Origin of the sequence: Streptomyces sp. NPDC048288 (genome assembly GCF_043201555.1) — a bacterium.
GTDB lineage: Bacteria > Actinomycetota > Actinomycetes > Streptomycetales > Streptomycetaceae > Streptomyces.
This window is the reverse complement of record NZ_JBICZD010000002.1, coordinates 814,823-836,653: the sequence shown is the minus strand read 5'-3', so window position 1 is coordinate 836,653 and position 21,831 is coordinate 814,823. Positions and strand designations below refer to the sequence as shown.

General features: G+C 69.0%; 19 protein-coding genes. 9 read left to right on the top strand and 10 right to left on the bottom strand.

The window, feature by feature from the left end:
• Positions 1-124: 124 nt before the first annotated feature.
• Together ACGFZS_RS10175 and ACGFZS_RS10170 are read right to left on the bottom strand one after the other, a co-directional pair.
• On the bottom strand, positions 125-1,510 hold the full coding sequence (locus ACGFZS_RS10175; RefSeq protein WP_393794718.1) for a serine hydrolase domain-containing protein: 1,386 nt from the start codon (positions 1,508-1,510) through the stop codon (positions 125-127).
• Between the two features lie 37 nt (positions 1,511-1,547).
• Positions 1,548-2,252 carry a TetR/AcrR family transcriptional regulator gene (locus ACGFZS_RS10170; protein ID WP_393794717.1) on the bottom strand — a complete coding sequence of 235 codons (705 nt, stop codon included), beginning with the start codon at positions 2,250-2,252 and terminating at the stop codon, positions 1,548-1,550.
• A 135-nt stretch (positions 2,253-2,387) separates the two neighbouring features.
• On the opposite strand from ACGFZS_RS10170, the gene ACGFZS_RS10165 reads away from it, so the two are divergent.
• Complete coding sequence (locus ACGFZS_RS10165; RefSeq protein WP_393794716.1) at positions 2,388-3,521, top strand: FAD-dependent oxidoreductase; 1,134 nt, start codon at positions 2,388-2,390, stop codon at positions 3,519-3,521.
• A 47-nt stretch (positions 3,522-3,568) separates the two neighbouring features.
• On the opposite strand, the gene dnaB is transcribed toward ACGFZS_RS10165, so the two are convergent.
• Complete coding sequence (gene dnaB, locus ACGFZS_RS10160; protein ID WP_359211609.1) at positions 3,569-5,041, bottom strand: replicative DNA helicase; 1,473 nt, start codon at positions 5,039-5,041, stop codon at positions 3,569-3,571.
• A gap of 459 nt (positions 5,042-5,500) precedes the next feature.
• Here dnaB and ACGFZS_RS10155 point away from each other — a divergent pair, with 459 nt between their 5' ends.
• On the top strand, positions 5,501-6,838 hold the full coding sequence (locus ACGFZS_RS10155) for an MATE family efflux transporter (protein ID WP_393794715.1): 1,338 nt from the start codon (positions 5,501-5,503) through the stop codon (positions 6,836-6,838).
• A 181-nt stretch (positions 6,839-7,019) separates the two neighbouring features.
• Here the strand turns inward: ACGFZS_RS10155 and rplI are convergent, their stop codons facing one another.
• The 4 genes from rplI to rpsF form a co-directional block, all read right to left on the bottom strand.
• Entirely contained in the window at positions 7,020-7,466 is a 447-nt protein-coding gene (gene rplI, locus ACGFZS_RS10150; protein ID WP_355712524.1) for a 50S ribosomal protein L9, read from the bottom strand.
• A gap of 18 nt (positions 7,467-7,484) precedes the next feature.
• Entirely contained in the window at positions 7,485-7,721 is a 237-nt protein-coding gene (gene rpsR, locus ACGFZS_RS10145) for a 30S ribosomal protein S18 (protein WP_006381652.1), read from the bottom strand.
• 64 nt (positions 7,722-7,785) lie between these two features.
• Positions 7,786-8,382 carry a single-stranded DNA-binding protein gene (locus ACGFZS_RS10140; RefSeq protein ID WP_365695084.1) on the bottom strand — a complete coding sequence of 199 codons (597 nt, stop codon included), beginning with the start codon at positions 8,380-8,382 and terminating at the stop codon, positions 7,786-7,788.
• Positions 8,383-8,455: 73 nt separating this feature from the next.
• A complete protein-coding gene (gene rpsF, locus ACGFZS_RS10135) occupies positions 8,456-8,746 on the bottom strand; it encodes a 30S ribosomal protein S6 (RefSeq protein ID WP_093500872.1) in 291 nt (96 codons plus the stop codon).
• Positions 8,747-9,010: 264 nt separating this feature from the next.
• Here rpsF and ACGFZS_RS10130 point away from each other — a divergent pair, with 264 nt between their 5' ends.
• The 3 genes from ACGFZS_RS10130 (at position 9,011) to ACGFZS_RS10120 (ending at position 11,698) form a co-directional block, all read left to right on the top strand.
• Positions 9,011-9,313, top strand: a complete 303-nt coding sequence (locus tag ACGFZS_RS10130; protein ID WP_355712520.1) for a hypothetical protein — start codon at positions 9,011-9,013, stop codon at positions 9,311-9,313.
• Between the two features lie 165 nt (positions 9,314-9,478).
• Positions 9,479-10,600: a peptidoglycan bridge formation glycyltransferase FemX gene (gene femX / locus ACGFZS_RS10125; RefSeq protein ID WP_355712518.1), complete on the top strand. Its 1,122-nt coding sequence runs from the start codon at positions 9,479-9,481 to the stop codon at positions 10,598-10,600.
• 66 nt (positions 10,601-10,666) lie between these two features.
• A complete protein-coding gene (locus tag ACGFZS_RS10120; protein ID WP_393657251.1) occupies positions 10,667-11,698 on the top strand; it encodes an alanine racemase in 1,032 nt (343 codons plus the stop codon).
• A gap of 88 nt (positions 11,699-11,786) precedes the next feature.
• Here the strand turns inward: ACGFZS_RS10120 and ACGFZS_RS10115 are convergent, their stop codons facing one another.
• Positions 11,787-13,286 (bottom strand): glycosyltransferase family 87 protein, encoded by a 1,500-nt coding sequence (locus ACGFZS_RS10115; protein WP_393794714.1) that lies wholly within the window; start codon positions 13,284-13,286, stop codon positions 11,787-11,789.
• 131 nt (positions 13,287-13,417) lie between these two features.
• On the bottom strand, positions 13,418-16,060 hold the full coding sequence (locus ACGFZS_RS10110; RefSeq protein WP_393794713.1) for a transglycosylase domain-containing protein: 2,643 nt from the start codon (positions 16,058-16,060) through the stop codon (positions 13,418-13,420).
• A gap of 363 nt (positions 16,061-16,423) precedes the next feature.
• On the opposite strand from ACGFZS_RS10110, the gene ACGFZS_RS10105 reads away from it, so the two are divergent.
• From ACGFZS_RS10105 to ACGFZS_RS10090, 4 genes are all read left to right on the top strand, one after another.
• Positions 16,424-17,107, top strand: a complete 684-nt coding sequence (locus ACGFZS_RS10105) for a helix-turn-helix transcriptional regulator (RefSeq protein WP_365695081.1) — start codon at positions 16,424-16,426, stop codon at positions 17,105-17,107.
• A 43-nt stretch (positions 17,108-17,150) separates the two neighbouring features.
• Positions 17,151-18,233 (top strand): inositol-3-phosphate synthase, encoded by a 1,083-nt coding sequence (locus ACGFZS_RS10100; protein ID WP_355712508.1) that lies wholly within the window; start codon positions 17,151-17,153, stop codon positions 18,231-18,233.
• Between the two features lie 133 nt (positions 18,234-18,366).
• Complete coding sequence (locus tag ACGFZS_RS10095; RefSeq protein WP_393794712.1) at positions 18,367-19,629, top strand: MFS transporter; 1,263 nt, start codon at positions 18,367-18,369, stop codon at positions 19,627-19,629.
• A gap of 118 nt (positions 19,630-19,747) precedes the next feature.
• Positions 19,748-20,239 (top strand): hypothetical protein, encoded by a 492-nt coding sequence (locus ACGFZS_RS10090; RefSeq protein WP_393794711.1) that lies wholly within the window; start codon positions 19,748-19,750, stop codon positions 20,237-20,239.
• A gap of 120 nt (positions 20,240-20,359) precedes the next feature.
• Here ACGFZS_RS10090 and ACGFZS_RS10085 read toward each other — a convergent pair whose 3' ends face one another.
• A complete protein-coding gene (locus ACGFZS_RS10085; protein WP_393794710.1) occupies positions 20,360-21,802 on the bottom strand; it encodes a CCA tRNA nucleotidyltransferase in 1,443 nt (480 codons plus the stop codon).
• Between the last annotated feature and the right edge of the window lie 29 nt (positions 21,803-21,831).

Genomic DNA, 21,831 nt, shown 5'->3' with positions numbered 1-21,831 from the left:
CCCCGGTTTTGAGGTGGGGCTGTGGTGCGGGGGTGCGCTGGTGGTTAGTTGTGTGGCTTTGTGAGGGGGGGGGGGGGGGGGGGGTTTTCAACCCCCCCCCCCCCCCCCCCACCCTCGTCGACCGTCAGCCGATCCCCCGCCACCCCTCGGGGTCCACTCCGCCGGGCACGGAAGACGCGTCCTCGTACGGCTGACGGGTGAACACGAACGATCCGAGGTCCAGGTGGCTCACGCTGCCGTCCGGGCGCCGTACGGGCCGTAGAAGCTCTCCGGCGTAGTACCCCTCCAGACCGGTCCAGGTGCCGTCGCCCTCGGCCCGGAAGCGCGCACGGCGGCCGGCGCCCGACAGCGGGCCCAGCGACACCTGCCCGTCGGCCGTCACCCGCAGCACGAAGGCATGGGTGCCCCAGTACCACTGGCCCGCCAACTCCAGGGCGGACGGGTCGACCTGGGCCAGCGGGCGCCAGGGCTCGGGGATGCGTGGCTCGGCCTCCGCGACGATACGGACGAGGTCGGCGCCGACGGAGGACAGCAGCGGGCCGGAGGTGCAGTTCGCCAGGGCCACGGCCGCCACATCGTCGTCCACGCTGATGGTGAGGTTGGCCAGGAAGCCGGGCAGTGAGCCGGAGTGCCCGACGAGCAGCCTGCCGTCCCGGCGCTGGATCTGCAGGCCGAGGCCATAGGTGGCGCCGTCCAGAACATCGGCGGGCTCGGCGGGGGCCGCCGGGGTGCGCATCTCCCGCACCGACTCGGCACTCAGCACCCGGTCGTCGCCGGCCGCCAGGAACACGGCGAAGCGGGCCAGATCGCCGGTGGTCGACCAGAGCTGCCCCGCGGGCGCCATCCGGCCGAGGTCCTCCAGCGGCTCCGGGAGCATCGCGTCGGCCCAGGGGTGCACCGCCCAGCCGCCGGCGTGCGGCGCCTGCGGCTGGGCGCTCGTGCGGCCCAGGCCCAGCGGTTCGAGCACCTCCCGCCGGAGCACCTCCTCCCAGGGGGCACCGCGGAGCTCCTCGACCAGCGCGCCGAGCAGGGTGTAGCCGGGGTTGGAGTAGTGGAACCGGCGGCCGGCAGGGTGCAGGAGGGGCTGTTCGCCGAGGACATCGCTCAGCTCCGGCCGCAGCGAGCCCGGGGTGCGCTCCCACCACGGCGCGGGCGACTCGGCGGCCAGCCCGCCGGTGTGCGCGAGGAGTTCGGCGATGGTCGCCTCCCCCGCGCCGGTGCCCGGCAGGTGCTTCTCCAGCGGATCGCCGAGGTCGAGCAGCCCCTCGTCGCGCAGCCGGAGCACCAGAACGGCCGTGAAGGTCTTGGTGATCGAGCCGATCCGGTACTGCACGTTCTGGTCCGGTCCGTGCCCGTCCACCGAGGTCCGCGCCCCGTGCCAGACGGCCCGCCCGCCCCGCACGACCGCCGCCACCAGTGACGGCGCCCGTCCTTCGGCCTGGGCCACGGCGATGCGATGCAGCAGCGCCCGTCGGGTCGCGGGGAGCAGCTCTTCCTGGGATGTCGTCATGGGCCCAGTCCACCCGGTGGGCGGACCGGCGTCGAGTTCATTTCGACGGCGGTGGCCAGGCGGCGTCGGCCGACCGCCGGCGAGCGGTGATCCCGGCGAGGATGAGGTCGATGCCCGCGACGAACTCGGCTCGGTCGTCATGCTCGCGCAACTGGCCGGCGATGTTCCGGGTGAACCCGTACTGGTCGGGGTCGAGCTGTGCCCACTCGGTCGCCACGGCGTCGAGGAAGTCGGTGCGGTTCGTGTCCGGCCGGAGCGTCAGGGTGTTGACGGCGTTCTGGCCCGCGACACCGAGGATGTAGTTCAGCAACGCGGACGCCGCGGTGAACTGGGCGGCCTCGGGCACCTGGAGCGCCTGCACCTGCCGTCCGATGCGTTCGAAGACGCCCAGCATCGGCGACTGCCACGAGGTGCGGGCAAGCTGTGCGCCGACCCACGGGTGGGCGTCGATCGCGTCGAACACCCCGAGCGCCAGGTCGCGGATCGCCTCCTGGGGCGTCGCGTCGGTGGCGTCGTCGGCGATCGTGGCGACGACGGCCTCGGTGGCGGCGGCCAGGAGTTCGGCCTTGCCCGTGACGTGCCAGTAGATCGCCCCCGGGCCGGTCGCGAGGTGTTCCGCCAGCACCCGGAAGGTGAGACCGCTCTCGCCCACGGTGTCGAGGAGTTCGACGGCCGCGCCGACGATGCGCTCGCGGGAGAGCGGTTCCTGCCGTCGTTCCGGACGACGCGCCTTCGTTGCCATGCGGCCATTCTAGGCACCGTGGAACACCGTTCCACCTTGACAAGCTCTGGAACCTCGTTCCATCGTGGATGCGCTGGAACACCGTTCCAGGGGCCTGGCGCCCGCCCGGCCGTCCATGGTCAGGAAGGAACCACCATGACCACTCCGGTCACGATCATCGGCGCGGGACTCGGAGGACTGACACTCGCCCGGGTCCTGCACCTCCACGGCATCCCGGCCACCGTCTACGAGGCGGACCCCTCCCCGGCGGCCCGTGCGCAGGGCGGGATGCTCGACATCCACGACCACAACGGGCAGGTCGCCCTGCGGGCCGCCGGTCTGATGGAGGAATTCCGCGGCATCGTCCTGGAGGGCCGCCAGGCGATGCGGATCCTGGACCGGGACGGGACGGTCCTGCACGAGGAGGCCGACGACGGCACGGGCGGCCGCCCCGAAGCCCTGCGCGGCGAACTGCGGCGAATCCTGCTCGCCTCGCTCCCGGCCGACACCGTCCGCTGGGGCCACCGGGTCACCGGCACCCGCTCCCTCGGCGCGGGCCGGCACGAGGTGACCTTCGAGAACGGCACCACCGTCGACACGGAACTCCTGGTCGGCGCGGACGGCGCGTGGTCAAGGGTCCGGCCGCTGCTGTCCACCGCCACCCCCCGGTACGCCGGCAGGTCCTCCGTGGAGACCTACCTGTTCGACGGCGACACCCGGCACCCCGCCGGCGCGAAGGCCGTCGGCGGCGGGGCGCTCTTCGCACTCGCGCCGAGGAAGGGCATCCTGGCACACCGGGAGAGCGGCGGCACCCTGCACGCCTACGTGGCGCTGTGCAAGCCGCTGGACTGGTTCGACGCCATCGACTTCGGCGACACCGCCTCGGCCACGGCGCGGATCGCCGCGGAGTTCGACGGCTGGGCGCCGGAACTCACCGCCCTGATCACCGACACCGACACTCCGCCGCGGCTGCGTCCGCACCACGCCCTGCCCACCGAACACCGCTGGGAGCGGGTGCCCGGGGTGACCCTCATCGGCGACGCCGCCCACCTCACCGCCCCCAACGGTGAGGGCGCCAACCTCGCCATGCTCGACGGCGCCGAACTCGGCCAGGCCCTCGCCGCACACCCCGACGACGTCGAGACCGCCCTCGCCGAGTTCGAGCAGGCCATGTTCCCGCGCAGCGCCGCGGCCGCCGTCGAGGGCGACGACCTCCACGAGGTCCTCCTCGGCGTCGGCGCCCCGCACCACTTCGTCAGCCTCTTCACCGGCCACGGGCAGGCCGGCTGAGCGACGGCGCCGAGCGGCCGAGGCGGAGCGGCCGAGGCGGAGCGGGATCAGGTCTGCGCCATGTCCACGAAACGGGAGTAGTGGCCCTGGAAGGCCACGGTGATCGTCGCCGTCGGGCCGTTTCGGTGCTTGCCGACAATGATGTCCGCCTCGCCCGCGCGCGGTGACTCCTTCTCGTAGGCGTCCTCGCGGTGGAGCAGGATGACCATGTCCGCGTCCTGCTCGATGGAGCCGGACTCACGCAGGTCGGACACCATCGGCTTCTTGTCGGTGCGCTGCTCGGGTCCACGGTTCAGCTGCGAGAGCGCGATCACCGGGACCTCCAGCTCCTTGGCCAGCAGCTTGAGGTTTCGGGACATGTCCGAGACCTCCTGCTGACGGCTCTCGGAGCGCTTGCCGCCGGACTGCATCAGCTGCAGATAGTCGATGATCACGAGCTTGATGTCGTTGCGCTGCTTGAGCCGGCGGCACTTGGCGCGGATCTCCATCATCGACAGGTTCGGCGAGTCGTCGATGTAGAGCGGGGCGGCCGAGACGTCCGGCATCCGGCGGGCCAGCCGGGTCCAGTCCTCGTCGGTCATCGTGCCGGAGCGCATGTGGTGCAGGGCGACCCGGGCCTCGGCGGACAGCAGACGCATCGCGATCTCGTTGCGGCCCATTTCGAGGGAGAAGATGACGCTGGGCAGGTTGTTCTTGATGGAGGCGGCCCGCGCGAAGTCCAGCGCGAGGGTCGACTTGCCCATGGCGGGACGCGCGGCGATGACGATCATCTGGCCCGGGTGCAGGCCGTTGGTGAGCGAGTCCAGGTCCGTGAAGCCGGTGGGCACGCCGGTCATCTCGCCGGTGCGGGAGCCGATCGCCTCGATCTCGTCGAGGGCGCCCTCCATGATGTCGCCGAGCGGCAGGTAGTCCTCACTGGTCCGCTGCTCGGTGACGGCGTAGATCTCCGCCTGGGCGCTGTTGACGATCTCGTCGATGTCGCCGTCGGCCGCGTATCCCATCTGCGTGATGCGCGTGCCGGCCTCGACCAGGCGGCGCAGCACGGCCCGCTCGTGGACGATCTCCGCGTAGTACTCGGCGTTCGCCGCCGTCGGCACCGTCTGGACGAGGGTGTGCAGATAGGAGGCGCCGCCGACCTTGTTGATCTCGCCGCGCTTGGTGAGCTCGGCGGCGATGGTGATGGGGTCGGCCGGCTCGCCCTTGGCGTAGACGTCGAGGATCGCCTGGTAGATCGTCTCGTGCGCGGGCTTGTAGAAGTCGTGGCCCTTGAGGATCTCGACGACGTCGGCGATGGCGTCCTTCGAGAGCAGCATGCCGCCGAGCACGGACTGTTCGGCGTCCAGGTCCTGCGGGGGAACCCGTTCGAAGGTGGCGCCCCCCTCCCAGTCGCCGTCCTCCCGGCCCCGGTCGTGCCGGTCGTCCCGGCCTCGGCCGCCCTCACCGCGACGGCGGGAGGCGGGCAGACGATCACTGGGACCGGCTTCGGCCCACGGATCGTCCAAGGGCTCGGAAATGCTCACCGAGCCACCTCCTCCCGTCCGCCCGGCGGACCTCGCCGTGTCCTCTTTTCTACGGCACGGCACTGACAACTGGGTCGCCTTGTTCCGGTTCTGGACGCGTCGGTTTTGTGAGGTTTCCGAGGCCGTGAGAAGGAGTGGGCGCCGGACCACGTTAGGCCCGCGGGCACCGTCAGCCAATCTGGTTATCCACAGGCCATGTGGACGACGGCCCGTATGCTGTGGAGAACCCGCCAAAACCTGTGCACGACACGGTGGACAGCCCTGTGAACAAGCCCTCGATCTCCCGCCACGAGCTGCCCTGACCTGCACCTTTGCCATCCACCGGCTGTGCAGAAGAAAAACTTTCCCAGTCGGACCAAGATCGCTTCGAACGGCGCGCGAAAGCACGGCCCCTACACACATCAGTAAGGGGCATTGGGTAATTGCATCTCTTACCTGTGGACGATTAGATTAGCGCCCATGCCACAGGCTCCCGCGATCCCCCAGGCCACTCGACGGCGGCACGACCGAGAGATCGTCACGCTGGCCGTCCCGGCCTTCGGCGCACTCGTCGCCGAGCCGCTTTTCGTCATGGCCGACAGCGCGATCGTCGGCCATCTCGGTACCGCGCAGCTCGCCGGTCTCGGGGTCGCCTCGGCCCTCCTCACCACCGCGGTGAGCGTCTTCGTCTTCCTCGCGTACGCCACCACGGCGGCCGTCGCCCGCCGAGTCGGTGCCGGCGATCTCCAGGCGGCGATCCGCCAGGGCATGGACGGCATCTGGCTGGCGCTGCTGCTCGGCGCCGGCGTCATCGCCGTCGTCCTGCCCCTGGCCCCCGGCATCGTGGAGCTCTTCGGCGCGTCAGCCACCGCGGCCCCCTATGCGACGACCTATCTGCGGATCTCCTCCCTCGGCATCCCGGCCATGCTGGTGGTGCTCGCCGCCACCGGCGTCCTGCGCGGCCTGCAGAACACCCGGACCCCGCTGTATGTCGCCGTCGCGGGCTTCGTCGCCAACGCCGGACTCAACGCGGGGCTCGTCTACGGAGCCGGACTGGGCATCGCCGGCTCCGCCTGGGGCACCGTCATCGCCCAGTGCGCGATGGCGGCGGTCTATCTGGTCGTCGTGGTCCGTGGCGCCCGCAGGCACGGAGCGTCCCTGCGCCCCGACGTGGCCGGGATCCGGGCCTCGGCACAGGCCGGCGTGCCGCTGCTCGTCCGGACGCTCTCCCTGCGAGCCATCCTCATGATCGCCACGGCGGTGGCGGCCCGGCTGGGCGATGCCGACATCGCCGCCCACCAGATCGTGCTGTCGCTGTGGAGCCTGCTGGCCTTCGCGCTGGACGCGATCGCGATCGCCGGACAGTCCATCATCGGCCGCTACCTCGGTGCGGAAGACACCGAGGGCGCCCGCGAGGCCTGCCGGCGCATGGTCCAGTGGGGCATCGCCACCGGAGTGGCTCTGGGCCTGCTGGTGGTGGCCGCCCGACCGCTCTTCCTCCCGCTGTTCACCAGCGACCCCGCCGTGACGGACACCGCACTGCCCGCGCTGCTCATCGTGGCGGTCTCCCAGCCGATCTCCGGCGTGGTGTTCGTCCTCGACGGAGTCCTCATGGGGGCCGGAGACGGACCGTATCTCGCCGGCGCCATGGTCGTGACTCTTGCGGTCTTCACGCCGGTGGCGCTGCTCGTTCCCGTCCTCGGCGGTGGGCTCACCGCCCTCTGGGGCGCCATGACGCTGATGATGGCCGTGCGGATGGCCACCCTGTGGCTGCGGGCCCGCTCGGGCCGGTGGATCGTGACAGGCGCAACGCGCTGACCGATGCGTCCAGTCGGCGGTTTCACGTGAAACAACGCGGGCTGTCACGTTTCACGTGAAACACCCTCGGTTCCACACCGCCATGGACAGGCCACCACCACACCGCCATGGGCCAAGCAAAAGGGGCCGCACCCATGAAGGGTGCGGCCCCTTTCAGTTACTGCTCAAGCCGAGCGCAGCGTCAGGCCGCGACGACCTCGATGCTGACCGTGGCGGCAACCTCGGGGTGCAGACGCACGGACGTCGCGTGGGCGCCCAGGGTCTTGATCGCCGAGGAGACCTCGATGCGGCGCTTGTCGACCTCGGGGCCACCGGCAGCCTTGATCGCCGAAGCGATGTCGGCCTGGGTGACGGAACCGAAGAGGCGACCGGCGTCGCCGGCACGCACGGCCAGGCGAACCTTGACGCCCTCGAGCTGGGCCTTCACCTGGTTGGCCTGCTCGATGGTCTGGATCTCGTGGATCTTGCGAGCACGACGGATCTGCTCGACGTCCTTCTCGCCACCCTTGGTCCAGCGGATAGCGAACTTCCGCGGGATCAGGTAGTTGCGAGCGTAGCCGTCCTTGACGTCGACGACGTCGCCGGCCGCACCGAGGCCAGAGACCTCGTGGGTGAGGATGATCTTCATGTTTCGGTCACCCTTCCCTTAGCGCGCGGTGGACGTGTAGGGCAGCAGCGCCATCTCACGGCTGTTCTTGACGGCCGTGGCGACGTCACGCTGGTGCTGCGTGCAGTTGCCGGTCACGCGGCGGGCACGGATCTTGCCGCGGTCGGAAATGAACTTCCGCAGCATGTTCGTGTCCTTGTAGTCCACGTACTGGACCTTGTCCTTGCAGAAAGCGCAGACCTTCTTCTTAGGCTTGCGCACAGGCGGCTTCGCCATGGTGTTTCTCCTGTGTGATCAAGAAGTGGGGATGCGAGCCCTTGGCTCTTCGGGCCTGTGGCCCTTAGAACGGGGGCTCGTCCGAGTAGCCGCCGCCGCTGCCGCCGGAGTTGCCGGAGCCGCCGCCCCAACCGCCGCCGCCCTGGTTGCCGCCGCCGGCGGGAGCGCCGGAGGCCCAGGGGTCGTCGTTGGGAGCGCCGCCCTGCTGGCCGCCACCGGGGCCGCCGCCCCAGCCGCCGCCACCCTGGCCGCCACCGCCGCCGTAACCGCCCTGGCCACCGCGACCGCCCTGACCGCCAGCGGTCTTGGTGACCTTGGCCGTGGCGCTTCGCAGGCTGGCGCCGACTTCCTCGACGTCCAGTTCGTAGACCGTGCGCTTGACACCCTCACGGTCCTCGTAGGACCGCTGCTTCAGTCGGCCCTGCACGATGACGCGCATGCCTCGCTGGAGCGACTCGGCGACGTTCTCCGCCGCCTGCCGCCAGACCGAGCAGGTGAGGAAGAGGCTTTCGCCGTCCTTCCACTCGTTCGTCTGGCGGTCGAAGGTGCGGGGAGTGGACGCGACGCGGAACTTCGCGACCGCCGCACCGGACGGGGTGAAGCGCAGCTCGGGGTCGTCGACAAGATTGCCGACGACCGTGATGACGGTCTCGCCTGCCATGGGGAACCTCTCGGCGGGTTTGCTGCTGGCTGCTTGTTGCTACTCGAAACCCGAGATCAGCTGAGCGGGAAGCTCAGTGGGTCTCGGGGCGGAGGACCTTGGTCCGGAGGACCGACTCGTTCAGGTTCATCTGGCGGTCGAGCTCCTTCACGACCACAGGCTCGGCCTGCAGGTCGATGACCGAGTAGATGCCCTCGGGCTTCTTCTTGATCTCGTACGAGAGACGACGACGGCCCCAGGTGTCGACCTTCTCCACCTTGCCGTTGCCCTCACGGACGACGGAGAGGAAGTTCTCGATCAGGGGGGCGACAGCGCGCTCCTCCAGATCGGGGTCGAGGATGACCATCACCTCGTAGTGACGCATGTGGAACCCACCTCCTTTGGACTCAGCGGCCACGGTCGTTCCGTGGCAGGAGGGTTGTGATGCGTACGCAACGGTATCGGCCGCCACTGACATTCGGGGGGTTCCCTCGGGATCCCCGGCCGCGGCCTGGGCAGACACCGGTGCAGACGGTACAGAGTACCCGCACACGTGCTTCCGGTTGAAATCCGGTGGCCGGGCCCCTCAATCTGTACACATCGGGTGTGTACGGCGCTACGATGCGCCGCCTTCCGCAGGAGGTGCCCTATGGCACAGGCATTGCGACCCAACACCGCCGGATCCCTGTTCGCCACAGACGGCAAGCCCCATCCGCTCCAGGACTCACTGATGGCAGTGACGCTGGTGCTCGGGCTGGTCGCCTTCTTCACCTCGTTCTTCCACAGCCTGCACCTGCTCAGCTCCTGGACCGGCCTGATCGGCATCCTCACCGGTCTGTACGGGCAGTGGATCTCGATCACCACGCGCGAGCGCTTCGGTCTGATCCTGGGTCTCGGTGCCGCGGGCGTCGGTTTCTTCATCGGTATGGCGCACGGCGGGCTGTTCGGGTAGCCGTCCGGCACCTCCCGCAGCACAGCGGAACGTCCCGGCCTTTCGAGGGCCGGGACGTTGGTGCCGTACGCCCGGTCGGGCCGCGAGCCAGGCGCAGTAGGCTTCGGCGCGAGAGCCGGAGCCCCTGTACCCATGGGGACACACCAGCCCGAGGAGCGCCCCGACATGAGCCTGACCCTGAGGACCATCAGCCGCGAACAGCATCTGGCCTACATCCAGAGCCTGCCGGCGGCTAGCCACATGCAGGTCCCGGCCTGGGCCGATGTCAAGGCGGAGTGGCGTTCGGAGAACCTCGGCTGGTTCGACGAGCGCACCGGCGAGATGGTCGGCGCCGGCCTGGTGCTGTACCGCCAGCTGCCCAAGATCAAGCGCTACCTCGCCTATCTGCCCGAGGGCCCGGTCATCAACTGGTTCGCGCCGAATCTCGACGAGTGGATCCAGCCGATGCTGGCCCACCTCAAGCAGCAGGGCGCGTTCTCGGTGAAGATGGGCCCGCCGGTGATCATCCGGCGCTGGGAGGCCAACTCCATCAAGGCCGGTATCCAGAACCCGGACGTGAAGCGGCTGCGCGACATCGAGGCCGACTTCATCGAGCCGCGCGCCTTCGAGGTGGCCGACAAGCTGCGCCGGATGGGCTGGCAGCAGGGCGAGGACGGCGGCGCCGGCTTCGGCGACGTCCAGCCGCGCTACGTCTACCAGGTGCCGCTGGCCAACCGTTCCCTGGAAGACGTCCACAAGAACTTCAACCAGCTGTGGCGACGCAACATCAAGAAGGCCGAGAAGGCCGGCGTCGAGGTCGTCCAGGGCGGCTACCAGGACCTCGCGGAATGGCAGCGGCTGTACGAGATCACGGCTGTGCGCGACCACTTCCGGCCGCGCCCGCTGTCGTACTTCCAGCGCATGTGGACGGCCCTCAACACCGAGGACCCGAACCGGATGCGGCTGTACTTCGCCCGGCACAACGGGGTGAACCTGTCCGCGGCGACCATGCTGATCGTCGGCGGGCACGTCTGGTACTCCTACGGCGCCTCGGACAACATCGGCCGCGAGGTGCGGCCCTCCAACGCCATGCAGTGGCGGATGCTGCGCGACGCCTACGCGCTCGGCGCCACCGTCTACGACCTGCGCGGCATCTCGGACTCGCTGGACGAGACGGACCACCTCTTCGGCCTGATCCAGTTCAAGGTGGGCACGGGCGGCCAGGCCGCCGAGTACCTCGGCGAGTGGGACTTCCCGCTGAACAAGCTGCTCCACAAGGCTCTCGACATCTACATGTCGCGCCGCTGACGTCACGCTCCGTGCTTCTATAGCCCTGACACACCCCAGCCATCCAGAGAGGTACCAGGTCCGGCCATGGCGCTCACGCTCTACGTCGACACCGCGCGCTGGCGGGCGCACCACAAGCACGTGCAGGAGCAGTTCCCGGGGCTGGTCCCGGTCTGCAAGGGCAACGGCTACGGCTTCGGGCACGAACGCCTGGCGGAGGAGGCCACGCGTCTGGGCTCGGACATCCTCGCCGTCGGCACGACGTACGAGGCCGCGCGCATAAAGGACTGGTTCGGCGGCGACCTGCTGGTGCTGACGCCCTACCGGCGCGGCGAGGAGCCCGTTCCGCTGCCCGACCGCGTCATCCGGTCGGTGTCCTCGATCGACGGCGTGTACGGCCTGGTGGGCGCCCGTGTGGTCATCGAGGTGATGTCCACGATGAAGCGGCACGGCATCAGCGAGCAGGACCTGCCGCAGCTGCACTCGGCCATAGAGAACGTCCGCCTGGAGGGCTTCGCCATCCATCTGCCGCTGGACCGCACCGACGGCTCGGACGCCGTCGAGGAGGTCATCGGCTGGATGGACCGGCTGCGCGCGGCCCGGCTGCCGCTGCACACCATGTTCGTCAGCCACCTCAAGGCCGACGAACTTGCCCGGCTGCAGCAGCAGTTCCCGCAGACCCGCTTCCGGGCCCGGATCGGCACCCGGCTGTGGCTGGGGGACCATGACGCCACCGAGTACCGGGGGGCCGTCCTGGACGTCAGCCGCGTCGCCAAGGGCGACCGGTTCGGCTACCGGCAGCAGAAGGCGGCCTCGGACGGCTACCTGGTGGTCGTGGCGGGCGGTACGTCGCACGGGGTGGGCCTGGAGGCCCCGAAGGCCCTGCACGGCGTCATGCCGCGCGCCAAGGGCGTCGCACGGGCCGGTCTGGCCACGGTGAACCGGAACCTTTCTCCGTTCGTCTGGGGCGGCAAGCAGCGCTGGTTCGCGGAGCCCCCGCACATGCAGGTGTCGATCCTCTTCGTGCCGATGGAGGCCCCGGAGCCCAAGGTGGGCGAGGAGCTGGTGGCCCATCTGCGGCACACCACCACCCAGTTCGACCGCATCGTGGACCGCTGACGGTCCCCGGAACGCCGAAAGGGCCGTACACGGACTCCGTGTACGGCCCTTTCTCACGGCAGGCACCAGGCTGATCGGGGCTGTTCGCTCAGAGCGAACCGTCCTCGGAGGACCGGCTTCCCCATTCCACCTGCGGCCCCTCGAAGTGGGCGGCGTGGCGCGGGGGACGGGTGGCACCGCCGAGCACGAAGACGTCCTCCGCGCCGTCCAGCACCCCGCCCGAGGGGTCGTCGTCACCGGAGCGGCGCACCACGTCCCGTTCGGGCATGAGGATGTCGCGTACGACCATCGCGCACAGGTAGAGCGTGCCCAGCAGGTGCACGGCGATCGCCCAGTGGTAGCCGTGGGTCGGCAGGCCCTTGTGGGCGTCTCCGCTGGTCGTGTACGCGAGGTACATCCAGATCCCCAGAAAGTACGCCACCTCGCACGCCTGCCAGATCAGGAAGTCCCGCCACTTGGGCCTGGCGAGGACGGCCAGCGGCACCAGCCACAGGACGTACTGCGGGGAGTAGACCTTGTTGGTGAGGATGAAGGCCGCCACCACCAGGAAGGCCAGCTGGGCGAAGCGCGGCCGGCGCGGGGCGGTCAGCGACAGGGCGGCGATGCCCACGAAGCAGAGCAGCACCAGGATCATGGCCGCGTTGTTCACGAAGCCGGTGGACGGCGGGGTGGTGGTGTTCTGTGCCCAGATCAGCCAGAAGGATCCGAAGTCGACGCCCCGCTCCTGGCTGAACGTGTAGAACTTCGACCAGCCGTCGAAGGCGAAGATCATCACCGGCAGGTTCACCACGAGCCAGGCGCCCGCCGCGCCGCCGAAGGCGACGAGGAACTCCCGCCATTTGCCAGCACGCCAGCACAGCAGGAACAGCGGCCCCAGCAGGAACACGGGATACAGCTTGGCAGCCGTGGCAAGGCCCAGGAGGACGCCGAAGGCGAGGGGACGACTCCGGGACCACATCAGCATCGCCGCGGCCGTCAGAGCGACCGCCAGGAGGTCCCAGTTGATGGTGGCGGTCAGCGCGAAGGCGGGCGCCAGCGCGACCAGCAGACCGTCCCAGGGGCGCCGGCGGTGCGTACGGACCACGCACACCGCGATGACGGCGGCGCAGACCATCAGCATCCCGGCATTGACGAACCAGTACACCTGCTCCTGGAGCTGGATGCTGCCGCTGCCCGGTGTGAGCCAGGCGGCGACCTCCATGAACACACCGGTCAGCACCGGGTATTCGAGGTAGTCCATGTCGCCCGGGAGCTTGTCGAAGTACGGCACCAGGCCGTCGGCGAAGCCCCGCCCCTGGTAGAGGTGCGGAATGTCCGAGTAGCAGGCGTGGGTGTACTGGGAACTCGCGCCGAAGAACCAGCCGCCGTTGTAGCAGGGCGCCTTCTGGATCAGGCCCAGGGCGAACATGCCGATCGCCACGAGGACCACCACCCGTAGCGGCGTCCACCAGGACGTCCCGAGCAGCGCACGCCGCCCGATGGGGCCACCGATCAGCTCACTCCCGGCGGCGGCGACCGCGTCTTCCCTGGTCGGCCGCACCGGCTCCGGCTCGCGCACGCTCACGGGCGTCGTCTCTGCACTGGGCATGGGGCCCATCCTGCCGTACCTCTCTAGGAATACGCCGAGGGCCGCCGCACCTCGTCGGGTGCGGCGGCCCATGTTTCACGTGAAACACACTACGGCGGGCGAAAAGGTCACCTACCGGTCAGGCCTCACGGCTAGCCGGTCGATCCGCCGAAGAGATTCCCTCCGCCGTTGGCATTGCCTCTGGTGTTGCCTTCGCTGGTCGTCTCCGTGGCCGACGGCGAGGACGTGGTACCGGAGGTGCTGCCGGTGTCACCGCCGTCGGTCGAGCAGTTCCAGGCGAACTGGCAGGTCTCGGTCGCACTGGGCGACGGCGAGGTGGCCGTCTCGCTGGGCGTGGCGCTCGGCGTCTCGCTGGGCGTCTCGCTCGGCGTGATGCTGATGGTCGGAGTCGGGGAGGGAGCCCCCGACTCGTCCGCGACCTCACCGATCTTGGTCGCGTCGGGGAAGCCCAGATCGTTGGTGTTCTTCAGCGCGGCCTGCATGTACTCGGTCCACACCGAGGTCGGGATGTCACCACCGTGGATGGATTCCACGCCGGCCGTACCGTTCATGGAGAGCAGTTCCGCGTCCTTCGGGTTCTCACGGAACATCGCCACCGACGTCGCCAGCTGCCGGGTGTAGCCGACGAACCAGGCCGACTTGTTGCTGTCGGTGGTACCGGTCTTGCCCGCCGCCGTACGGCCCAGGGCCTTGGCGTTGGTACCCGTACCGTTCTGGATCACGTTCTCCAGCGTGTCCGTGACGTTGTTCGCCACGTTCGAGGGCATCGCCGTGACCACCTTCGGCTTACTGAAGCCGCTCAGCGGCTGCCCGTCCAGCTTGACCGCGGTCACCGAGTACGGGTCCGTGTGCTTGCCCGAGGCGGCGAAGGTCGCATAGGCGTCGGCCATGCGGATCGCGCTCGGGGTGGAGGTACCGATGGCGAACGACGGGTTCAGGTCCTGCGACATGCTGTCGGGCAGGATTCCGGACGCCTGGGCGACGTCCCGCACCTTCGTCATCCCGACATCCACGCCGAGCTGCACGAACGGCGTGTTGATCGACTGCTCCATCGCCTTGCGCAGGGAGATGTAGCCCCAGGCGTGGTCGCTCTCGTTCCGCTGCCGGAAGATCGAGTTGTCCTTGTTCAGGTAGTACGTACCGTCGGGCCGCTGCACCTTCAGGTTGTCGTTGCCGTTGTACTTGCTCAGCGGCGACACCCCGACACCGTCGGTCTTGTAGGTCCCGTACTCCATGGCCGCGGCCAGCACGAACGGCTTCCACGTCGAACCGACGGGGACACCGGAGGTGTCGGCGTTGTTGGTGAAGTGGTTGTTCTCGTAGCCGGCGCCGCCGTACAGGGCGACGATCGCGCCGTCGTTGGGCACCACCGACGCCGCACCGAACTGGACGTACTTGTCCTTGTCCCGGTTCTTCGGATCCAGCCGCGCCTTCTGGACCTTCTGCACGGCCGCGGTCAGCGCGTTGACCTTGTCCTTCTGGAAGGTCGTGTAGATCTGGAAGCCGCCCTTGTCGAACTGCGCCTCCGTGACGTTGGAGTGCGCGAGGACGTACTTCTTGGCCGTGTCGGCGAGGTAGCTGATCTGGCCGGTCATGCCCTTGGTCGCCTTGCGGCCCTGGGGCAGCGGGTACTTCTTGGTGGCCTGCTGGTACTGGGCGTCGGTGAGGTGCTGGTCCTTGTGCATCTCTTCGAGGATCCAGGCCCAGCGTTCATGGGAGCGCTTGTAGTTGGCTTCCTTGGTGGCCGCGGGGTCGATGTCCGGGTTGCCCGCGGGGTCGTAGTAGGTCGCGCCCTTGAGCAGCGAGGCAAGGACCGCGCACTGGCTCGGGGTGAGGTCCTTCGCGTCCACGCCGTAGTAGGTCTGGGCGGCGGCCTGGATGCCGTACGCGCCACGGCCGAAGTACGAGGTGTTCAGGTAGCCCTGCAGGATCTGCTGCTTGGTGAGCTTGGTGCCCACCTTGATGGAGATGAACATCTCCTTGAACTTGCGGCTGACGGTCTGGTCCTGGCTGAGGTAGGTGTTCTTGACGAACTGCTGGGTGATCGTCGAACCACCCTGCGTCTCACCACCCCGGGCCATGTTGACCAGGGCACGGGCGATACCCATGGGGTCGACGCCCGAGTCCGAGTAGAAGCTCTTGTTCTCGGCCGAGATCACCGCGTCCTGCATGGCCTCGGGGATCTGGTCGATCGTGACGTTCTGCCGGTTCGCACCGGCGCCCGTCGCGACCATCTGATCGCCGTTGGACCAGTAGTAGACGTTGTTCTGGGACTTGGCCGCGTCGTTCTCGTTGGGGATGGTCACCATGGCGTAGCTGACGCCGACCAACGCCACCAGGCTGCCGAAGAAAGTGATGCACAGCCCGGAGACGAGCTTCCAGGAGGGGACCCAGCGGCGCCAGCCGAACCGGTTGGCTCTGGGGTAGTCGATCAGACGCTTCTTGCCCGGCGCCGACGACGCCCGGCCTCTGCCACGTCCGGGCCCGGCAGGACCTCCCGGGCCACGGTTCCCGTTGTCGGGCGCTCTGCGGCGGCCTCCAGTGTTTCTCTGCGCCGCCCGGCGTGCGTCTGCACGACTGCCGTAGGGGCGCTCTTCACCACCCGAGCCTTGGGAGTCCGACCCGTAGGAACGGGACCCATAGGAGTCGGAAGGAGACCCGGTGGCGCCTCGCGGTGCCGCACGGCGGCCGGAGGTCGGGTCGGACTGGCCGCGTCGGGCCGCGGCACGTCCGCCTCCCTGCGGCTGCGGCGGTTTGCGACGGTGCTCGCTCATCGAACGATTACTCCTCGGGCAGGCGCACCCGTGCGCGCCTGGAAACGGCGGCTGGTTTCCGGTCCCCCCGAAGTACGGATGTGGTCGGTCCTGCATTCACCCGTACTGCACCGGGGACAGGGACGCCCCCCAGGCGTCACTCGGTTCCCGGTGGTTTGCATGCCGCACAGACTACGCACCGCCAAAACCCGCCGAGCCCCGAAGTTCACACCAAATCAGGCAAGTTGCCTCCTGCGAATCGGTGATGTGATCCCGTTCACCGTCGTTCCTCTTGTCGCATGGGTCAGCCCGATCTATCGTCGGGATGTATCGAGTCGATACATCAGAGCGAGATAAGCGAGACGCGGACGAGAGGAGGCGACCATGAGCCGGCGCTCCGGCATCCTTGAGTTCGCCGTGCTCGGCCTGCTCCGCGAGTCCCCGATGCACGGCTATGAGCTGCGGAAACGGCTGAACACCTCACTGGGTGTGTTCCGTGCGTTCAGCTACGGGACGCTCTACCCCTGCCTCAAGACGCTGGTCGCCAACGGCTGGTTGATCGAGGAACCGGGAAACACCGCCGAGGACGCCCTCGCCGCGCCGCTCTCCGGCCGCCGCGCCAAGATCGTCTACCGGTTGACGGCGGAAGGTAAGGAGCATTTCGAGGAGCTCCTCTCCCAGACCGGCCCCGACGCGTACGAGGACGAGCACTTCGCCGCCCGGTTCGCCTTCTTCGGGCAGACCTCGCGCGATGTGCGGATGCGCGTGCTGGAGGGCCGTCGCAGCCGGCTGGAGGAGCGCCTGGAGAAGATGCGCGCCTCGCTGGCGCGCACCCGGGAGCGCCTCGACGACTACACGCTTGAGCTCCAGCGCCACGGGATGGAGTCCGTGGAGCGCGAAGTGCGCTGGCTGAACGAGCTCATCGAGAGCGAGCGGGCCGGACGGGACCTGAAGGGTCCTGCCTCCGGGGGGTCCGCTCAGCAGAACACCACCAATGGAACGCCGGGCGTCCTGCCCCGGTCCGGGGATTCCCTCCGGCCGGATACGCCCGGCGACACCGCCACGTGAGACCCGCTCAGGGCCTCACTCGTACACACAGGGAGCAACCGGAATGGGTTCGGTTCGCGTAGCCATCGTCGGCGTCGGCAACTGCGCCGCGTCGCTGGTGCAGGGAGTCGAGTACTACAAGGACGCCGACCCGGCGTCCAAGGTCCCCGGCCTGATGCATGTCCAGTTCGGCGACTACCACGTCAAGGACATCGAGTTCGTCGCCGCCTTCGACGTGGACGCCAAGAAGGTCGGCCTGGACCTGGCGGACGCCATCGGCGCCTCCGAGAACAACACCATCAAGATCTGCGACGTCCCGAACACCGGTGTGAAGGTACGACGCGGCCACACCCTGGACGGTCTCGGTAAGTACTACCGCGAGACCATCGAGGAGTCCGCGGCCGAGCCGGTCGACGTCGTGAAGATCCTCAAGAAGAAGCAGGTCGACGTCCTCGTCTGCTACCTGCCGGTCGGCTCCGAGGAAGCGGCGAAGTTCTACGCCCAGTGCGCCATCGACGCCAAGGTCGCCTTCGTCAACGCCCTCCCGGTCTTCATCGCCGGCACCAAGGAGTGGGCGGACAAGTTCACCGAGGCCGGTGTCCCGATCGTCGGTGACGACATCAAGTCGCAGGTCGGCGCCACCATCACGCACCGCGTCATGGCGAAGCTGTTCGAGGACCGGGGTGTCGTCCTGGACCGCACGATGCAGCTGAACGTCGGCGGCAACATGGACTTCAAGAACATGCTCGAGCGGGACCGCCTCGAGTCCAAGAAGATCTCCAAGACGCAGGCCGTCACCTCCCAGATCCCCGACCGGGACCTCGGCGAGAAGAACGTCCACATCGGCCCGTCCGACTACGTCGCCTGGCTGGACGACCGCAAGTGGGCCTACGTCCGCCTGGAGGGCCGCGCCTTCGGTGACGTCCCGCTGAACCTGGAGTACAAGCTCGAGGTCTGGGACTCCCCGAACTCCGCGGGTGTCATCATCGACGCCCTGCGCGCCGCGAAGATCGCCAAGGACCGCGGTATCGGTGGCCCGATCCTCTCCGCGTCGAGCTACTTCATGAAGTCCCCGCCGGTCCAGTACTTCGACGACGAGGCCCGCGAGAACGTGGAGAAGTTCATCCGCGGCGACGTCGAGCGCTAGCCCGACGCAGCACCGCGCGCCGAGGCTCTGAAGCTCGCCAAAAATCGCTCCTGCCAGGGCTCTGAGGGTCCCCGGGTCATCCGACCCGGGGACCCTTCCCCTTGGGGCGGTCCCCTGTGTGAGGCTGTGCACCATGCCCGTCGTCCGCGACCTGCGTGTCCTGCTGCGCCTGCGGGACTTCCGCCGTCTGCTCGCCGTACGCCTGCTCTCCCAGGGCGCCGACGGCGTCTACCAGGTCGCGCTCGCCGCCTACGTCGTCTTCTCCCCGGAGAAGCAGACCTCACCGGCCGCGATCGCCTCGGCCATGGCGGTCCTGCTCCTCCCGTACTCCCTCGTGGGCCCCTTCGCGGGTGTCCTGCTGGACCGCTGGCGCCGCCGGCAGGTCTTCCTCTACGGCAATCTGCTGCGCGCCCTGCTGGCCGCGGTGACCGCCGTGCTGATGATCAGCCACGTCCCCGACTGGCTCTTCTACGCCTCCGCCCTGTGCGTCACGGCCGTCAACCGCTTCGTCCTTTCGGGTCTGTCCGCCGCGCTCCCTCGCGTGGTCGACACCGACCGGCTGGTGCTGGCCAACTCGCTGTCCCCGACCGCCGGAACCCTCGCCGCGACGGCCGGCGGCGGCCTCGCCTTCGCCGTCCGGCTGCTGGCCTCGGACTCCGATGCCGCGGTGGTGCTGCTGGGCGCCGCGCTGTACCTGGCCGCGGCGCTCACCTCCCTGACCATGGCCCCGGGGCTCCTCGGCCCCGACCGGCAACCGGCGCAGCCGAGCCTGGGGACGGCGGTGATCACCACGGCACGTGACCTGCTGGCGGCGATACGGCACCTCGCCGCGCCCCGACGGCGGGAGGCGGTCTGGGCGCTGCTCACGATGACCGCGATGCGCTTCTGCTACGGCGCCCTGCTCGTCCTGGTGCTGATGCTGTGCCGTTACGCCCTCTCCTCCGACCCGGACGAGGGGCTCGGTCTGCTGGGGGTGGCGCTGGGGATCTCCGGCGCGGGCTTCTTCACCGCGGCCGTGGTGACGCCCTGGGCCGCGGGGCGGCTCGGCCCCGGGCGCTGGATCGTCGTCTGTGCCACGTCCGCCGCCGTACTGGAGCCCGCCCTGGGGCTCCCCTTCACGACCGGCCCCATGCTCGTCGCCGCCTTCGTCCTGGGACTCGTCACCCAGGGCGCGAAGATCGCCACGGACACCATCGTGCAGTCGTCGGTCGACGACGCCTTCCGCGGCCGGATCTTCTCCGTGTACGACGTCCTCTTCAACGTCGCCTTCGTCGGAGCCGCCGGCGTGGCCGCCCTGATGCTCCCGCCGGACGGCCGCTCCGCCGCTCTCGTCATCACGGTCGCCCTGATCTACGCGGCGGTTGCAGGGGCTATGGCCCGCTTTGAACGCCGCTGAGGATCACAGCGGAGTCACGGAATGCCGCCTGCTCACAGCAGTGTCAGTGGCAACGGCTAACTTACGCGGGTCTTAACTCGCGCATTGCGCACTGATGTTCTCCAGGGGGACTTCCACCGTGACAACTCCGCCGCCATCCCAGGGCCAGGCTCCGTACCCGCCGCAGACGCAGGCGCCCTACCCGCCGCAGGGACAGCCTCCCTACCCGCCCCAGCCGGGCTTCCCGCAGCAGGGCGGTCCGTACGCGCCGATGGCTCCGCAGCCGCAGCGCAAGCTCAAGCCGAAGACGATCAAGAACATCGTCATCGTCGCGGTCGCCGTGGTCGCGGCCGTCGGCGGCTACCTGGCGAGCCGCAACGACGCCGACACCGCGAAGGTCGGGGACTGCATGCACCGCGGCAGCACCAGCGACAGCAACCCGGACCTCGAAGTCGTGGACTGCGGCTCCTCCAAGGCGCAGTACGTGGTCCTGGCCAAGATCGACGGCACCTTCACCAGTGCCAGCGCCCAGATCTCCTGCGAGACCAAGGCCAAGGACTTCCAGTACGCCTACATGGAGACGAAGAGCAGCGACGACTTCCTGCTCTGCCTGAAGGACTACTCGAAGTAGGGACGTAGATAGTGGAGAGGGGCGATGTTTCACGTGAAACATCGCCCCTCATCCCGTCTCGGCGCCCCAGCGTCCCGGCGGCGTCGTGTTTCACGTGAAACATGACGCCGTTCCGCACTCTCAGCCCTGCTCGGCCCACCACTCCTTGAGCGCGGCCACTGCGGCATCGTGCTCCATCGGCCCGTTCTCCAGCCGGAGCTCCAGCATGTGCTTGTAGGCCTGACCGACCTCCGGACCGGGCCGGACTCCCAGGATCTCCATGATCTGGTTGCCGTCGAGGTCCGGGCGGATCGCGTCCAGCTCCTCCCGCTCCTGGAGCTCGGTGATCCGCTGCTCCAGGCCGTCGTAGGCGCGGGAGAGAGCCGCGGCCCTGCGCTTGTTGCGGGTGGTGCAGTCGGACCGGGTCAGCTTGTGCAGGCGGTCCAGCAGCGGGCCCGCGTCACGGACGTAGCGACGGACCGCCGAGTCCGTCCACTCGCCGGTGCCATAGCCGTGGAAGCGCAGATGAAGTTCGACAAGTCGCGAGACGTCCTTCACGAGCTCGTTGGAGTACTTCAAGGCCGTCATGCGCTTCTTGGTCATCTTCGCCCCGACCACCTCGTGGTGGTGGAAGGAGACGCGGCCGTCGTTCTCGAAGCGACGGGTGCGCGGCTTGCCGATGTCGTGCAGCAGCGCGGCCAGCCGGAGGGTGAGGTCGGGACCGTCCCCCTCCAGCGCCATCGCCTGCTCCAGGACGATCAGGGTGTGGTCGTAGACGTCCTTGTGCCGGTGGTGCTCGTCGCTCTCCAGACGCAGGGCGGGCAGCTCGGGCAGGACATGGTCGGCCAGGCCGGTGTCGACGAGCAGCGTCAGCCCCTTGCGGGGGTGGGCGGAGAGGACCAGCTTGTTCAGCTCGTCCCGGATCCGCTCGGCCGAGACGATCTCCAGGCGTCCGGCCATGTCCTTCATCGCCGCGACGACCTCGGGGGCGACCTCGAAGTCGAGCTGCGCGGCGAAGCGGGCGGCGCGCATCATCCGCAGCGGGTCGTCCGAGAAGGATTCCTCGGGCGTCCCCGGGGTGCGGAGCACGCGTAGTGCCAGGTCCTCGAGGCCGCCGTGCGGGTCGATGAACTCCTTCTCCGGCAGGGCCACCGCCATCGCGTTGACCGTGAAGTCACGCCGGACGAGGTCCTCCTCGATGGAGTTCCCGTACGACACCTCCGGCTTGCGCGAGGTGCGGTCGTAGGCCTCGGACCGGTAGGTGGTCACCTCGATCTGGTAGCCGTCCTTCTGCGCCCCGACCGTGCCGAAAGCGATACCGACCTCCCAGACGGCATCCGCCCAGGGCCGGATGATCTTCAGTACGTCCTCGGGGCGGGCGTCGGTGGTGAAGTCCAGATCGTTGCCGAGCCGGCCCAGCAGCGCGTCCCGGACCGAGCCGCCGACCAGGGCAAGCAGGAACCCGGCCTCCTGAAATCGACGGGCGAGGTCGTCGGCGACGGGGGCCACCCGCAGCAGTTCGCTCACCGCGCGCTGCTGCGCTTGGCTCAGGGCAGTAGGAGTGTCTTCATTGGCGTTCGGCACAACAGAAAAGGGTACGTGGCCCGGGCCGC

Bases quoted from the DNA above. Each gene is read 5' to 3' on its own strand.
- ACGFZS_RS10110 (WP_393794713.1), bottom strand. From the start codon at position 16,060: ATGAGCGAGCACCGTCGCAAACCGCCGCAGCCGCAGGGAGGCGGACGT.
- ACGFZS_RS10095 (WP_393794712.1), top strand. From the start codon at position 18,367: ATGCCCGTCGTCCGCGACCTGCGTGTCCTGCTGCGCCTGCGGGACTTC.
- ACGFZS_RS10165 (WP_393794716.1), top strand. From the start codon at position 2,388: ATGACCACTCCGGTCACGATCATCGGCGCGGGACTCGGAGGACTGACA.
- rpsR (WP_006381652.1), bottom strand. From the start codon at position 7,721: ATGGCGAAGCCGCCTGTGCGCAAGCCTAAGAAGAAGGTCTGCGCTTTC.
- ACGFZS_RS10155 (WP_393794715.1), top strand. From the start codon at position 5,501: ATGCCACAGGCTCCCGCGATCCCCCAGGCCACTCGACGGCGGCACGAC.
- ACGFZS_RS10175 (WP_393794718.1), bottom strand. From the start codon at position 1,510: ATGACGACATCCCAGGAAGAGCTGCTCCCCGCGACCCGACGGGCGCTG.
- ACGFZS_RS10170 (WP_393794717.1), bottom strand. From the start codon at position 2,252: ATGGCAACGAAGGCGCGTCGTCCGGAACGACGGCAGGAACCGCTCTCC.
- ACGFZS_RS10115 (WP_393794714.1), bottom strand. From the start codon at position 13,286: ATGCCCAGTGCAGAGACGACGCCCGTGAGCGTGCGCGAGCCGGAGCCG.
- ACGFZS_RS10100 (WP_355712508.1), top strand. From the start codon at position 17,151: ATGGGTTCGGTTCGCGTAGCCATCGTCGGCGTCGGCAACTGCGCCGCG.
- femX (WP_355712518.1), top strand. From the start codon at position 9,479: ATGAGCCTGACCCTGAGGACCATCAGCCGCGAACAGCATCTGGCCTAC.
- ACGFZS_RS10105 (WP_365695081.1), top strand. From the start codon at position 16,424: ATGAGCCGGCGCTCCGGCATCCTTGAGTTCGCCGTGCTCGGCCTGCTC.
- ACGFZS_RS10120 (WP_393657251.1), top strand. From the start codon at position 10,667: ATGGCGCTCACGCTCTACGTCGACACCGCGCGCTGGCGGGCGCACCAC.
- rplI (WP_355712524.1), bottom strand. From the start codon at position 7,466: ATGAAGATCATCCTCACCCACGAGGTCTCTGGCCTCGGTGCGGCCGGC.
- ACGFZS_RS10140 (WP_365695084.1), bottom strand. From the start codon at position 8,382: ATGGCAGGCGAGACCGTCATCACGGTCGTCGGCAATCTTGTCGACGAC.
- ACGFZS_RS10130 (WP_355712520.1), top strand. From the start codon at position 9,011: ATGGCACAGGCATTGCGACCCAACACCGCCGGATCCCTGTTCGCCACA.
- rpsF (WP_093500872.1), bottom strand. From the start codon at position 8,746: ATGCGTCACTACGAGGTGATGGTCATCCTCGACCCCGATCTGGAGGAG.